Here is a 14081-nt window from a genome sequence, read left to right as displayed (position 1 = left end):
AGTGAGCGGAGAGAAGTGAGGAGTGAGCAGAGCACGCCGCTCCTCGCCATTCCCGCCTCGCATCTCACGCCTCCTCTCACTCCTCGCTCCTCTTCACTCAGAACTCGCCCCTGTACCAGTTCTGCAGTTTCTTGAACCAGCTGCCCGCCTTGCCCGTGGGCAGCGACGGACGCCGGGGATGTTCGATCTGGCTGCCCATCAGCAGCAGGCCGACGCCGGTGGCGTGCACCGGGTTGCCGACCACTTCGCCCAGGCCGGTGACGTGCTGCGGGATACCGACGCGCACGGGCATCTGCAGCATCTCTTCGGCCAGTTCGACCACGCCTTCCATCTTCGCGGCGCCGCCGGTCAGCACCATGCCGGCGCGCACGCGCTCTTCGAAACCTGAGCGGCGCAGTTCGGCCTGCACCATCTCGAAGATCTCCTCGTAGCGCTGCTGCACGGCCTGCGCCAGCGCGTGGCGCGGCAGGCGGCGCGGTGGGCGGTCGCCGACGCTGGGCACCTGGATGCTTTCTTCCGCCGTGGCCAGCTGGGCCAGCGCGCAGGCGTAGCGCACTTTGATCTGCTCGGCTTCCGGCGTAGGCGTGCGCAGCATGTGCGCGATGTCGTTGGTCACCTGGTCGCCGGCGATCGGCAGCGACGCGGTGTGGCAGATCGCGCCCTGCACGAACACCGCCAGGTCGGTGGTGCCCGCACCCATGTCGACCAGCACCACGCCGAGCTCGCGCTCGTCGCTGGTCAGCACGGCGACGCTGGAGGCCAGCGAGGAGAAGATCAGGTCGTCGATCTGCAGGCCGCAGCGCTGCACGCACTTGCTGATGTTGGCGGCGGCGGACTGCGCGCAGAACACCAGGTGCGCATCCACTTCCAGGCGCACGCCGGTCATGCCGACCGGGTTGCGGATGCCTTCCTGCGAGTTGTCCAGCTTGTACTCGCGCGGGATGGCGTGGAGGATCTTCTGGTCGGCCGGGATGGCGACGGCCTTGGCCGCTTCCAGCACGCGGTCCAGGTCGCCCCAGGTCACTTCGCCGTCGCGGATCGGCACGATGCCCGGCGAGTTGCGGCACTGCACGTGGTTGCCGGAGATCGAGGCGTAGACCGAGCGGATCTCGCAGCCGGCCATCAGCTCGGCTTCCTCGATCGCGCGCTGGATCGACTGCACGGTGGACTCGATGTCCACCACGACGCCGCGCTTGAGGCCGCGCGATTCGTGCGAGCCGATGCCGATCACCTCGATCGGATTGCCCGGTGCGTACTCGCCGACCAGCGCCGTCACCTTGGAGGTGCCGATGTCCAGCCCGACGATCAGCGATTTGTCACCCTTGCGATTCATGTAGTGCCCTGCAGAAGACGACCTGCGACCGCGATCGGCGCAGGCAATGGAGTCGGTGTGGCAGCCGGCGGCGGCGCCTTGGGTGCGTCGCCCCAGCTGAGCGCGAAGCCGTTGGTGTAGCGCAGGTCGGCGCGCACCAGCGGCTGTGCCTGGGCGGCCGTCAGCAGCTGCGGCAGCATCCGCGCGAAACGGCCCAGCCGCGGACGCGCGTCGGTGCGGCCGACGACGACCTGCGTGCCGTTGCCCAGCAGCAGCGACCAGCTGCCGCGCGCGTCCATCACCAGCGTGGTCACGTCCAGGCCCATCGGCGCGAACAGCTGGCGCGACTCGTTGTACAGCGCGGTCACTTCCTGCACCTGCGAATCCGGGCCACCGAGCTGCGGCAGCTCCAGCCCGGTCAGCTCCTTCGGCATCGGGAACAGGCGACCGTGTTCGGACAGCAGCTTGTCGTTGCCCCAGCGCGCGAACGGCTTGTGCTCGGTGATGCGTACTTCCAGCACGTCCGGCCAGCGCTTGCGCACGTCGGCGCGCTCCACCCACGGCAGTTGCTCGACCGCATGCTTGGCGTCTTCCAGCCGCACCGCGAAAAAGCCCCGTCGCGCGTAGGGCAGCACGGTGGCCTGCAGCTGCGCCGGATCCACGCGGCTCAATTCGCCTTGCACACGCAGGCGGGTCAGCGGCCAGCGATCGGCGCCGATCCAGCCGTTGACCACGGCCACGACCGGCAGCGCCACCAGCGCCAGCGCGATCAGCCAGGTCAGGATGCGCAGGGCGGCGTTCATCAGCCCGCCACCTCCGGTAGCGTCTGCTCAAGGATGCGCCAGCACAGCTCCTCGAAGCCGATGCCGACCTGCGCCGCTTCCTTCGGCACCAGCGAGTGGCTGGTCATGCCCGGCGCGGTGTTGACTTCCATCAGCAGGAAGCGGCCATCGGCATGGCGCATCACGTCGACGCGGCCCCACCCGCTGCAGCCAGCCGCACGGAATCCGTCCAGCGCCAGCGCGCGGATCTGCGCTTCATCGCCGGCATCGTCCAGGCCGGGGCACAGGTACTGCGTGTCCTCGGCGATGTACTTGGCGTGGTAGTCGTACCAGCCCTGCGCCGGCACGATGCGCACCGACGGCAGCGCGAGGTCACCGAGGATGGCGACAGTGAACTCGCCGCCGGTGAGCATCTGCTCGGCCAGCAGCTCGCCGGGATACGTCGAGGCGAACGCGACCGCGGGCGCGAGGTCGTCCTCGCCCTGGATCTGGAACACACCGACGCTGGAGCCTTCGGCCGACGGTTTGACGAACACCGGGAAGCCCAGCGTGCGCACCGCCGCGACCAGATCGCCACCGGTGGCAATGCGCACGAAGCTCGCCGTCGGCAAACCCGCGGCCTGCCACACCTGCTTGGTGCGGATCTTGTCCATGGTCAACGCCGAACCGAGCACACCCGGGCCGGTATAAGGCACGCCCAGCGACTGCAGCAGGCCCTGCAGCACGCCATTCTCGCCATCGCCGCCGTGCATGATGTTGAACACGCGGTCGACCTTGCCGGCGCGGATCGCCTCGACCAGCGCCGGCACGCCGTCCACGGCGAACGCCTGCACGCCGCGCGCGAGCAGCGCGTCGAGCACGTTCTGCCCGGAGTTCAGCGACACCTCGCGCTCGCTGGACACCCCGCCCAGCAGCACGGCGACGCGGCCGAAACGTGATGCGTCGGCGATGCGCAGCGGCGGCACGGTCAGCGCGCTCATGCGGGATCCTTCGCGGCGAAGCCGTGCGCTGCGATGTGCTGCGACATGTGGCCGATGTCGCCGGCGCCCATCAGCAGCAGCAGATCGCCGTCCTGCAGGACGGCGGGCAGCACGTCGACCAGGTCGCTGACCTGGCTGACGACCACCGGCTCGTTGCGGCCGCGCGCACGGATGGCACGCGCCAGCGATTTGGAATCCGCGCCGGCGATCGGCTGCTCGCCGGCCGGATACACCTCGCTCAGCACCAGCGCATCGGCTTCCGACAACACGGCGGCGAAGGCATCGAACTGGTCTCGCGTGCGGCTGTAACGGTGCGGCTGGAACGCGACCACTAGGCGCTTGTGCGGCCAGCCGCCGCGCGCGGCGGCGAACACCGCGGCCAGCTCCCTCGGGTGATGGCCATAGTCGTCGACCAGTTGCACGCGGGCGCCCTGCGGCGTGGCGATCTCGCCGAGGTCATTGAAGCGGCGGCCGATGCCGGCGAACTTTTCCAGCGCGGCCGCAATATTCTCCGGCGACACGCCCAACTGCCAGCCCACCGCGGCAGCGGCCAGCGCGTTCTGCACGTTGTGGCGGCCCGGCAGCGCGAGGCTGACGCGGATGCTGGCGTCTTCCGGCAGGCGCAGGGTGAAGTGCATGCGACCGCCTTCCTGCGTCACCTCTTCGGCGCGCACGTCGGCGTTCTCGGCGAAGCCGTAGCTCATCACGTGGCGCGGGGTGTCCGCGGCGATCGCGGCGACTTCCGGATCGTCGATGCACAGCACCGCCAGGCCGTAGAACGGCAGGCGTTGCAGGAACTCGGCGAAGGCCGCCTTCACGCGCTCGAAGTCGTTGCCGTAGTTTTCCAGATGATCGGCATCGATGTTGGTGACGATGGAGATCAGTGGATTCAGGCGCAGGAAGCTGCCGTCGCTCTCGTCGGCCTCGGCGACCAGCCACTGGCCGTCGCCGAGCTTGGCGTTGGCACCGGCGGCGAGCAGTTGCCCGCCGATGACGAAGGTCGGGTCCAGCCCGCCCTCGCTCAGCACGGCCGCAGCCAGGCTGGTGGTGGTGGTCTTGCCATGCGTGCCGGCCACGGCGATGCCGCGACGGAAGCGCATCAGTTCGGCCAGCATCGCCGCGCGCGGCACGATGGGGATGCGCTGGCTGCGCGCTTCCATCAGTTCCGGGTTGTCGTGCTTGATCGCGCTGGAGACGACGACACAGTCGGTGCCCAGCACATTCGACGCATTGTGGCCACGCATCACGCGCGCACCCAGCGAGGCCAGGCGGCGGGTCGCGGCGTTGTCGGCGTTGTCCGAGCCGGAGACTTCGTAGCCCAGCGTGCACAGCACCTCGGCGATGCCGCTCATGCCCGAGCCGCCGATACCGACGAAATGCACCCGCCGGAACGCCTGCGCCAGGTTGCCGGTGTGCTGCAGGCGGCGCTCGCGTGCGGCGGCGATCATGGGGCACCTCCGGTGGCCGCGGGATTGGTGATTCGGGATTCGGGATTCGCACAAGTGCTCCCGCGCAGCGTCAAGACGCCTCGCTTGCTGTTGCCCTCACGAATCACGAATCCCCCATCACGAATCACGGCTGCACCTCAAGAATGATGTCGGCGATGCGGTCGGCCGCATCGGTTTTCGCCAGCGTGCGCGCGGCCTGTGCCATCGCCAGGCGGCGGGCGGGGTCGCCGGCGAGGTCGCGCAGCGTCGCGGCCAGCGTCGTGGCCAGTGCCTCGTCCTGCTTGAGCAGCACGGCGGCATCGCGCTCGACCAGGTATTCGGCGTTGCGGGTCTGGTGGTCGTCCACGGCCTGCGCGAATGGCACCAGCACGCTGCCTACGCCGACGGCGCAGAGCTCGGCGAGCGTGGAGGCGCCGGAACGGCAGACGACCAGATCGGCCCAGGCGTAGGCTTCGGCCATGTCGGTGATGAAGGCCTCCACGCGCACCGCCACGCCGGCGTCCGCATAGGCCTTGGCCGCTTCGTCGCGCAGCTTCTCGCCGCACTGGTGGCGCACGTCGACGCTGCCCGCCGGCAGGGCCGCGATCGCCTGCGGAACCGCCAGGTTCAAGGCACGCGCGCCCTGGCTGCCACCAAGCACGAGCACGCGCATCGGGCCGGTGCGAGCGGCGAAGCGGATGGCCGGTGCGGGCAACGTCGCGATCTCCTCGCGCACCGGATTGCCGACCACTTCCTCGCGCTTCGGGAAGGCGCCGGGGAAGCCCGTCATCACGCGGCGAGCGACCTTCACCAGCATGCGGTTGGTGAAGCCGGCCGCGCGGTTCTGCTCGTGCACTAGCAGCGGCAGGCCCAGCAGCCGCGCGGCGACACCACCCGGACCGGCGGCGAACCCGCCGAAGCTCACCACCGCGCGCGGCGCACGGCGACGGAGCACGAAGCCAGCGGCGCGGATCGCGCGCAGCACGCGCACCGGCGCACCGAGCAGGGCCAGCGAGCCCTTGCCGCGCAGGCCGGTGATGGCAAGCGTGTCCAGCGGGATGTCGTGCGGCGGTACCAGTCGCGTTTCCATCGCCCCGTCGGCACCCAGCCACACTACCGGCACGCCACGCGCGCGCAGCACCTTGGCCACGGCCAGCGCGGGGAAGATGTGGCCGCCGGTGCCGCCGGCCATGATCATGACGGGAGCCGACATCACCGCGCTCATGCCAGCCTCTCGAACGTCGGCTCGACGCGCGGCTGCGGGCGGCGGGTGCCGCGCAGCGTCTGCGAGAGCGATGACGCCGCGACCGATGCGGGCGCAGGCGTCGTCGGGCGCGGATCGACCGGCGCACGCGGCGCCTCGTTGCCGCCCTGCACGGCCTCGCCCCGCAATGCGACCTGGCGCTGGGTGCGCTCCAGTTCGTACGACACGCGCAGCAGCAGGCCCATCGCCACGCAGGTCATCAGGATGCTCGAACCGCCGGAGGAGATCAGCGGCAGGGTCAGGCCCTTGGTCGGCAGCAGGCCCAGGTTCACGCCCATCGACACGAAGCTCTGCATGCCGATCCACAGCGCCACGCCGAAGGCGACATAGCCGGCGAAGTGGCGGCGCATCTCCACGCAGCGCAGGCCGATGACGAAGGCGCGACCGACCAGCAGCGCATACAGCGCCACCACCAGGCAGATGCCGACAAAGCCGAGTTCCTCGCCGATCACCGAGAAGATGAAGTCGGTATGCACTTCCGGCAGGTAGTTGAGCTTCAGCACCGAGCCGCCCAGACCGATGCCAGCCCACTCGCCGCGACCGATCGCCATCAGCGCGTTGGTCAGCTGGTAGCCGCTGCCGAACGGATCGGCCCACGGGTCCGAAAACGACGTCAGGCGCCGCATGCGGTACGGCTCGGCGATGGCGACGATGGCGAGCAGCGGCAACCCGACCAGCACCGGCCCGAACATGCGCGGCATGTTGACGCCGCCCAGCACCAGCATGCCGGCGGTAATCGCCAGCAGCAGCGAGGACGAACCGAAGTCCGGCTGCAGCAGCAGCAGCACGACCAGCACCACCACCACGCCCAGCGGCTTCAGCATCGCGGCCCAGGTCGCATTGACCTCGTCGCGGAAGCGCACCAGGTAGCTGGCGAGCCAGACGATGAAGAACACCTTCACCACCTCGACCACCTGGAAGTTCGACACGCCCACGTTGATCCAGCGGTGCGCACCCTTCACGCTCACGCCCAGTCCGGGCACGAACACCATCAGCAGCAACACCACGCAGCCAAGCAGCAGCAGGTGGTTGCGCGCCTCGATGCTCTTCAGTTCGGTGCGCGTCACCCACCACGCCAGTCCGGCGCCGGCCACCAGGAACATGCCGTGGCGGACCAGGTAGTAGAACGGGTTGCCGTGCTGGTAGATCGACGCCGACGCCACCATCACCACGCCCAGCGACGCCAGCGCCAGCATGGCGCCGAGCAGCCAGGGGTCGAAACGGCCCCCGATGGCGTCCAGTCGCGTGGCCTGGCGCGGCGTGTCGTTCATCAGCGCACCTTCAACGTGGCCAGGCCGACGAGGACCAGCACGACGGAGATGATCCAGAAGCGCACGATCACCCGCGGCTCCGGCCAGCCCTTCAGTTCGAAGTGGTGGTGGATCGGCGCCATGCGGAACACGCGCTTGCCGGTCAGCTTGAACGACGCCACCTGGATCATCACCGACAGCGTTTCGATGACGAAGATGCCGCCCATGATCACCAGCACCAGTTCCTGGCGCACGATCACCGCGATGGTGCCCAGTACGGCGCCCAGCGCCAGCGCGCCGATGTCGCCCATGAACACCATCGCCGGATAGGTGTTGAACCAGAGGAAGCCCAGGCCCGCGCCGGCGATCGCCGCGCAGATGATGGTCAGCTCGCCCGCCCCCGGCACGGGCGGGATTTGCAGGTAGCTGGAGAACACCGCATTGCCCGAGGCATAGGCGAACACGCCCAGCGCACAGGCCACCAGCACCGTCGGCATGATCGCCAGCCCGTCCAGGCCGTCGGTCAGGTTGACCGCGTTGGAAAAGCCCACGATCCAGAAGTACGCGATGGCGACGAAGCCGATGCCCGCCAGGGGCAGCGCGATCGACTTGAAGAACGGCACGTAGAACGTCGTGGCCGCCGGCACGTCGGCGTACAGGTACAGGTACAGGCCGGCGGCCAGGCCGAAGATCGACTGCAGCAGGTACTTCCAGCGCGACTTCAGGCCATTGGGATCGCGCTTGACGATCTTGATCCAGTCGTCGTACCAGCCGATGGCGCCGAACGTCAGCATCACCAGCAGCACCACCCACACGTACTTGTTGCGCAGGTCGCCCCACAGCAGCACAGACAGCAGCACCGTCATCAGGATCAGTGCGCCGCCCATGGTCGGCGTGCCGGCCTTGGAGAAGTGCGACTGCGGACCGTCCTTGCGGATCGGCTGGCCACCCTTGAGCTGGCCGAGCTTGCGGATCACCGCCGGGCCCAGCCACAGCGAGAGCGCCAGCGACGTCAGCGCGGCCAGGATGCCGCGGAACGTCAGATAGCCGAACAGGCCGAAGAAGTTTTCCAGGCTCTGCAGCCAGCGAGCCAGTTCAAGCAACATGCGGTGTGTCCTCCCCGGTGGACAGCAAGGCGGCGACGATCCGGTCCATCGCGCTGCCGCGCGAACCCTTGACCAGGCAGCGCACGCCGTCGCGCAGTCCGCCGCGCAGCGTGTCGGCCAGCGAGGCGTGGTCGTCGAAGGCGTGCGCGCCCTCGCCGAAGGCGGCGGCGGCGGCGGCACTGAGCGGGCCCAGCGTGTACAGACGGCGCAGTCCGGCGGCCTTCGCGCGACGACCGGCGTCGGCATGCAGCGCCTCGGCGTCGTCGCCCAGTTCGCGCATGTCGCCCAGCACCAGCCAGCCCTCGCCGCCCGCCTGCGCGCTGGCAGCCGCCAGCGTGTCGATGGCCGCGATCAGCGAGCCCGGATTGGCGTTGTAACTGTCGTCGATCACCACCGCGCCGTTCGGCAGCGTGTGCGCGACCTGGCGACCGGCGACCGGCTGCGCGGCCGACAGACCGTCGGCGATGATCGCCAGCGACACACCGCAGGCCATCGCGATGCCGGCAGCGGCCAGCGCATTGAGGACGTTGTGTCGGCCCGGCAGGTGCAACTGCACCGCGATCTCGCCATGCGGCGCCACCAGCACGAAGTCCGAACCGTCGGCCGTCGTGCGGATGTCGCGCGCGGTCAGGTCGGCGGTCGCCTCCAGGCCGAAGCGGAGGATGCGGCGGTCGGCCACGCGGCTGGCGAAATACTCGGCGAAGGCGTCGTCCGCATTGATCACCGCCGTGCCGTCGGCGGGCAACGCCTCGTAGATGGCGCCCTTGGTCTCGGCCACGCCCATCAGCGAGCCCAGCCGTTCCAGATGCGCGGCGGCGATGTTGTTCACCAGCGCGACTTCCGGCGTGACGATGTCGGTCAGGTAGGCGATGTCGCCCGGCTTGCCCGCGCCCATCTCGTAGACCGCGAAATCGGCATCGTCCGGCGCCTCGATCACGGCCATCGGCAGGCCGATTTCGTTGTTGCGGTTGCCGGGATTGAAGTAGGTGACGCCGGCGCGCTGCAGGATGGCGACCACCAGCGTCTTCACCGTGGTCTTGCCGTTGCTGCCGGTGATCGCGACCGTCTTCTCCACGCGATCGCGCTGCAGGCCGGCGGCGATGCGCGCCAGCGCCAGCAGCGTGTCCGGCACCACCACCTGCGGCACCTCGACCTTCACTTCATGATCCACCAGTACGGCGGCGGCACCGCGCATGGCGGCGTCGTAGGCGAAGTCATGGCCATCGAAGCGCTCGCCACGCAAAGCCAGATACAAGCTGCCGGGCACCAGCGCGCGGGTGTCGTGGGTCAGCGAGCCGATCACCAGGTCATCGCCGATCAGTTCGCCGCCCGCCCAATGCGCCAGCAGGGAAAGGGGAAGCCGCTTCATCGACGGTCCTCCAGCGCCTGGCGGGCCACGGCGGTGTCGTCGAACGGATGCTTCACGCCGTGGATTTCCTGGTAGGGCTCGTGGCCCTTGCCAGCCACCAGCACGATGTCGTCGGGTCCGGCCTGCGCGACCGCCTGGGCGATCGCCTGCGCACGGTCGCGCTGCACGAGGATCGCGTCCGGCTTCGCGAAGCCGGCCATGATGTCGGCCACGATGCGGTCGCCGTCCTCGGTGCGCGGGTTGTCGTCGGTGACCAGCACCACGTCCGCCAGGCGCTCGGCGATGGCCGCCATCTGCGGCCGCTTGCCGGTGTCGCGGTCGCCGCCGCAGCCGAACACGCAGAACAGCCTGCCCTGCACGTGGTCGCGCAGGCTGGCCAATGCCTGTTCCAGCGCATCCGGCGTGTGCGCGTAGTCGATGACGACCAGCGGGCGGCGGTTGCCGGCCGCATCGCTGTCGCCGCCGAGCCGGTTCATGCGGCCGTGGATCGGCGCCAGCCGCGACAGCGTGCGCGCGATGTCGGCCGGCGTATCGCCCAGCGCATGCAGCGCGCCGGCCACCGCCAGCAGGTTGTCCACGTTGAAGCGACCCAGCAGGCGCGACTGCACCGGCTGGACGTCGTCGCCGAGTGCCAGGTCGAACGCGATGCCGTTGCCGTCCAGGCGCAGCGCGTCCGCACGCACGCTGGCGTCGGCCTGCCCGCGCGAGCTCACGCCGATGCGCTGCAGGCCATGCGGGAGCCGTGCGAACAGCTCGCGGCCGTAGGCATCGTCGAGGTTGATCACGCCCGCCTTCAGGCCGGTGCGGAAGAACAGCAGCGACTTGGCGGCGCCATAACGCTCCATGTCGCCGTGGTAGTCCAGATGGTCGCGGGTGAGGTTGGTGAACACGCCGACATCGAAATGCACGGCGTCCACGCGGCCCTGGTCCAGCGCGTGCGAACTGACTTCCATCGCGACAGCCTTGGCCCCGGCATCGCGGAACTGCGCCAGCAACGCGTGCATCTGCAACACCAGCGGTGTGGTGAAGCCGGTGGGCACCACTTCGCCATACATGCCGGCGCCGAGCGTACCGACGGTCGCGCAGCGCACGCCGCGCAGGTGCCAGGCCTGCGCCAGCAACTGCACGGTGGATGTCTTGCCGTTGGTGCCGGTGACGCCGACCATCTTCATGTCGTGCGACGGTGCGGCGTGGAAACGGTCCGCCATCACGCCCATGCGTGCGCGCAGGCCGGGCACCGCGATCGCGTCGCGTGGCGCTTCCAGCCCTTCCGGCACCGGCGGCTCGAACAGGATCGCGCTGGCGCCATTCTCCTTCGCCTGCGCGGTGAAGTTCAGGCCATGCGCACCGAAGCCGGCGATCGCGACGAAGGCATCGCCGGGCTGCACGCTGCGGCTGTCCAGCGTCAGGCCGCGCACGACGATGTCGCGCGGCACGTCCACGTCGGGCAGCAGTTCGGCGAGCGCCATCATCCGCCTCATCGCGTCGCACCCGTCGCCGGCAGGGCGGCCTGCGGCGCATCGAACGCGGACGGATCCATCGTGTCGACCGCGTCGTCGGCAAGCGGCGTCGGCGCGGGAGCCGGCGCGCTGCCGCCAGGCGCGTTCGCGTTCTTCGCCTGCGCGGCCAGCCATGCTTCGATGTCGTCCGGCGGCACGTCCATCAGGCGCAGCGTCCCGTCCATCACGTCGTGGAACACGGGCGCGGCCACCAGGCCACCGTAGTAGCCGCCTTCCTGCGAATCGTTGATCACCACCACCGCGGCGAAGCGGGGATTGCTGGCCGGCACCAGACCAGCGAAGAACGAGGCGTAGCGGCCCTTCGCGTAGCCGCCGCCGGACGCGATGCGGGCGGTTCCGGTCTTGCCCGCCACGCGGTAGCCGAGCACGCCGGCACGCTTGGCGCCACCCTGCGTCACCACGGTTTCCATCATGCCGACGACTTCACTCGCGATGGCCGGATCCAGCACCTGCGGCGCTTCGCTGCGCTGGCCCTTCACGAACGTCGGCGTCACCAGTCTGCCGCCGTTGCCCAGTGCCGAGTAAGCACGCGCGATCTGCAGCGGCGTCACCGCCAGGCCATAGCCGTAGGACATGGTGGCCTTCTGCAGGCCGTTCCAGCGATCCGGCGGCGCCAGCATGCCGGCGGACTCGCCCGGGAACCCGCTGCCGGGCTTCTGGCCGTAGCCGAAGCTGTGGATGCTCTCGTAGAAATACGCGTTCGGCAGCTTCTCGGCGATCTTGATCGACCCGATGTTCGAGCTCTTGGTGATCACGCCGGTGACGGTCAGCACACCGTTGTTCCGCGGCACATCGCGGATGGTGTAGCGGCTGTTCAACGCCATGTAACCCGGATTGGTGTTGACCAGCGTCGATGGCGTCACCACGCCGGCTTTCAGCGCCGTCGAGACGGTCAGCGGCTTCATCGTCGAACCCGGCTCGATCATGTCGGTCAGCGCGCGGTTGCGGCGCGCATCCGGCTTCACCCGCTCGATCGCATTGGGGTTGTAGGTCGGCAGGTTGACCATCGCCAGCACTTCGCCGGTGGCCACGTCCATGATGACGATGGAACCGCTGCTGGCCTGGTGCTCGAGCAGCGCATTGCGCAACTCGCGGTGCGCCAGGTACTGGATGCGGCGGTCGATGCTGAGCGTCAGGTCCTTGCCCGGCTGCGCGGAGCGGATCAGGTCGACGTTCTCGACGATGCGGCCGCGGTTGTCGCGGATCACCTTCTGCGCGCCCGGCGTGCCGCTGAGCCATTCGTCGAACGCCAGTTCCAGGCCTTCCTGGCCGCGGTCGTCGATGTTGGTGAAGCCCAGCACATGGGCCATCGCCGGCCCCTGCGGATAGAAGCGACGGAACTCGCGCTGCGAGAACACGCCGGGAATCCGGTGCGCGAGGATCTTCTGCGCCTCATCCGGGTTGATCCGGCGCTTGAGGTACAGGAATTCCTTGTCGGCCTTCTGCGACAGGCGATGGGTCAGATGGTCGAGCGGCACGCCCAGCACCTGCGCCAGTTCGGGCAGGCGATCCGGCGCCTTCAGCAGCTCCTGCGGGTTGCCCCACACCGATTCCACCGGCGAGGACACCGCCACCGGCTCGCCGTTGCGGTCGGTGATCATGCCGCGCGAGGTGGGGATGGGAATCTCGCGCAGGAAGCGCGCATCGCCCTGGCGCTGGTAGAAATCGTGGTTGATCAGCTGCACATAGGCCGCGCGCCCGACCAGACTGACCGAGCACAAGCCCATCGCGCCGAGCACCAGCGCGAGGCGGCCGCGCAGGTTGAAACGCGCGCGGTTGCGGTTCTTGGCGGGCGCGGCGGTCATGGGCGGATCACCACCACGTCGGCCGCTTCCGGGAACTTCATGCCCAGACGCACGCGCGCGACCTGGTCGATGCGCGTGGCCTCGGCGACCGTGGCCTGCTCCAGTTGCAGGCGGCCGAACTCGACGTTCAGCTCGTCGCGCGCGCGCTCCAGCCGCGTCACTTCATCGAACAGCACGCGATGGCGGTGACGCGCATAGACCACGCCGATCGCCGAGGCGATGTTGGCCAGCACCAGCACGATGATCAGGAAGCGGCTCATGCGGTGCCTCCTGTGGAGGCCGGGATTGGGGATTCGGGATTGGGGATTCGGGAAGCGGAAGCCACAGCAGGGCCGGAACCGGCACCCATGCCGCTGTCCGCTATTGCGAATCCCGACTCCCCATTCCCGATGCCCAGCTTCTCAGCCACCCGCAGCACCGCGCTGCGGGCGCGCGGGTTGGAGGCCACTTCGTCGGCCTCGCCCTTCTGCCCGCTGCCGATCGCGCGCAGCGTGGGCACGAAGTCCACCGCCACCGGAAAGCGGCGATTGGCCGGCGGCGCCTTGGCATGCCTGTTGATGAACTGCTTGACGATGCGGTCTTCCAGCGAATGGAAGCTGATCACCGCCAAACGCCCACCGACCTTGAGCCGCGCCAGCGCCGCATCCAGTCCGGCTTCCAGGTCCGCCAGCTCGCGGTTGATATGGATGCGGATGGCCTGGAAGCTGCGCGTGGCCGGATGGATCTTTTCGCCGCGCGGCATGACCGACGCGATCGCCGCCGCCAGGTCGGCGGTGCGGGTGAACGGCTGTGTCGCGCGACGGGCGACGATGGCGCGGGCGATGCGGCGGCTCTGTTTCTCTTCGCCGTAGGTCCACAGCACATCGGCGATGTCGCGCTCGTCGGCGCGGGCGATCCACTCGGCCGCGCTCTCGCCGGACTCCGGGTCCATGCGCATGTCCAGCGGGCCGTCCTTGCCGAAGCTGAAGCCGCGCTCGGCGACATCCAGCTGCGGCGACGACACGCCCAGATCGAGCAGCACGCCATCCAGGCCGGCGGCGGTTTCGTTCCATTCCGCCAGCGAGGCGAAACTACCGCGGAAGATCGACACGCGCGCATCGCCCGCGAACGTCTGTTCGGCATGGGCGATCGCGTCGGGATCCTTGTCCATCAACAGCAGCCGGCCTCCCGGGCCGAGTTGTTGCAGCACGCCGCGCGCATGGCCTCCGCGCCCGAAGGTGCCGTCCAGATATGTCCCGTCCTCTTTCACCTGCAGCCCTTCCATGA

10 protein-coding genes and 2 pseudogenes are annotated in these 14081 nt (G+C 69.2%); all 12 read right to left on the bottom strand.

Features of this window, described 5'->3' with window-relative positions:
- Positions 1–97: 97 nt before the first annotated feature.
- The 12 genes and pseudogenes from ftsA to rsmH all read right to left on the bottom strand — a co-directional run bounded on the left by ftsA (position 98) and on the right by rsmH (position 14079).
- Positions 98–1333 (bottom strand): cell division protein FtsA, encoded by a 1236-nt coding sequence (gene ftsA, locus ASD77_RS09410; protein WP_055940270.1) that lies wholly within the window; start codon positions 1331–1333, stop codon positions 98–100.
- Positions 1330–2115 (bottom strand): cell division protein FtsQ/DivIB, encoded by a 786-nt coding sequence (locus tag ASD77_RS09405; RefSeq protein ID WP_055940268.1) that lies wholly within the window; start codon positions 2113–2115, stop codon positions 1330–1332. The genes ftsA and ASD77_RS09405 overlap by 4 nt, the downstream gene beginning before the upstream one ends.
- Positions 2115–3074 (bottom strand): D-alanine--D-alanine ligase, encoded by a 960-nt coding sequence (locus ASD77_RS09400; RefSeq protein WP_055940266.1) that lies wholly within the window; start codon positions 3072–3074, stop codon positions 2115–2117. The genes ASD77_RS09405 and ASD77_RS09400 overlap by 1 nt, the downstream gene beginning before the upstream one ends.
- The gene (gene murC, locus ASD77_RS09395) at positions 3071–4522 is read right to left on the bottom strand and encodes a UDP-N-acetylmuramate--L-alanine ligase (protein WP_055940263.1); all 1452 of its coding nucleotides are present in this window, start codon (positions 4520–4522) and stop codon (positions 3071–3073) included. The genes ASD77_RS09400 and murC overlap by 4 nt, the downstream gene beginning before the upstream one ends.
- Before the next feature lie 136 nt (positions 4523–4658).
- Positions 4659–5714: pseudogene (murG, locus tag ASD77_RS09390) on the bottom strand (undecaprenyldiphospho-muramoylpentapeptide beta-N-acetylglucosaminyltransferase); the annotation flags it as partial.
- 8 nt (positions 5715–5722) lie between these two features.
- Positions 5723–7036, bottom strand: a complete 1314-nt coding sequence (ftsW, locus tag ASD77_RS09385; RefSeq protein WP_055940261.1) for a putative lipid II flippase FtsW — start codon at positions 7034–7036, stop codon at positions 5723–5725.
- A complete protein-coding gene (mraY, locus tag ASD77_RS09380; protein ID WP_055940260.1) occupies positions 7036–8121 on the bottom strand; it encodes a phospho-N-acetylmuramoyl-pentapeptide-transferase in 1086 nt (361 codons plus the stop codon). Before mraY ends, ftsW begins: the two co-directional genes overlap by 1 nt.
- Positions 8111–9490 (bottom strand): UDP-N-acetylmuramoyl-tripeptide--D-alanyl-D-alanine ligase, encoded by a 1380-nt coding sequence (gene murF, locus ASD77_RS09375; RefSeq protein ID WP_055940259.1) that lies wholly within the window; start codon positions 9488–9490, stop codon positions 8111–8113. The genes mraY and murF overlap by 11 nt, the downstream gene beginning before the upstream one ends.
- Positions 9487–10959, bottom strand: coding sequence for a UDP-N-acetylmuramoyl-L-alanyl-D-glutamate--2,6-diaminopimelate ligase (locus tag ASD77_RS09370; RefSeq protein WP_200947372.1), 1473 nt, complete (start codon positions 10957–10959; stop codon positions 9487–9489). The genes murF and ASD77_RS09370 overlap by 4 nt, the downstream gene beginning before the upstream one ends.
- Before the next feature lie 146 nt (positions 10960–11105).
- A pseudogene (locus ASD77_RS09365) lies at positions 11106–12815 on the bottom strand (penicillin-binding transpeptidase domain-containing protein); the annotation flags it as partial.
- Positions 12812–13075, bottom strand: a complete 264-nt coding sequence (gene ftsL, locus ASD77_RS09360) for a cell division protein FtsL (protein ID WP_055940252.1) — start codon at positions 13073–13075, stop codon at positions 12812–12814. The gene ftsL and the pseudogene ASD77_RS09365, both read right to left, overlap by 4 nt.
- Entirely contained in the window at positions 13072–14079 is a 1008-nt protein-coding gene (rsmH, locus tag ASD77_RS09355; RefSeq protein WP_082563249.1) for a 16S rRNA (cytosine(1402)-N(4))-methyltransferase RsmH, read from the bottom strand. The genes ftsL and rsmH overlap by 4 nt, the downstream gene beginning before the upstream one ends.
- Positions 14080–14081 lie beyond the last annotated feature (2 nt).

The sequence above is a fragment of the Pseudoxanthomonas sp. Root65 genome (genome assembly GCF_001427635.1).
Lineage (GTDB): Bacteria > Pseudomonadota > Gammaproteobacteria > Xanthomonadales > Xanthomonadaceae > Pseudoxanthomonas_A.
Note: the sequence above shows the minus strand (reverse complement) of the source record. Positions and strands in the feature narration are given on the sequence as shown.

Coding starts and splice junctions, on each gene's coding strand:
- rsmH (WP_082563249.1), bottom strand. CDS start 14,079: ATGGAAGGGCTGCAGGTGAAAGAGGACGGGACATATCTGGACGGCACC.
- ASD77_RS09400 (WP_055940266.1), bottom strand. CDS start 3,074: ATGAGCGCGCTGACCGTGCCGCCGCTGCGCATCGCCGACGCATCACGT.
- ASD77_RS09370 (WP_200947372.1), bottom strand. CDS start 10,959: ATGGCGCTCGCCGAACTGCTGCCCGACGTGGACGTGCCGCGCGACATC.
- ftsW (WP_055940261.1), bottom strand. CDS start 7,036: ATGAACGACACGCCGCGCCAGGCCACGCGACTGGACGCCATCGGGGGC.
- ftsA (WP_055940270.1), bottom strand. CDS start 1,333: ATGAATCGCAAGGGTGACAAATCGCTGATCGTCGGGCTGGACATCGGC.
- mraY (WP_055940260.1), bottom strand. CDS start 8,121: ATGTTGCTTGAACTGGCTCGCTGGCTGCAGAGCCTGGAAAACTTCTTC.
- ftsL (WP_055940252.1), bottom strand. CDS start 13,075: ATGAGCCGCTTCCTGATCATCGTGCTGGTGCTGGCCAACATCGCCTCG.
- murC (WP_055940263.1), bottom strand. CDS start 4,522: ATGATCGCCGCCGCACGCGAGCGCCGCCTGCAGCACACCGGCAACCTG.
- murF (WP_055940259.1), bottom strand. CDS start 9,490: ATGAAGCGGCTTCCCCTTTCCCTGCTGGCGCATTGGGCGGGCGGCGAA.
- ASD77_RS09405 (WP_055940268.1), bottom strand. CDS start 2,115: ATGAACGCCGCCCTGCGCATCCTGACCTGGCTGATCGCGCTGGCGCTG.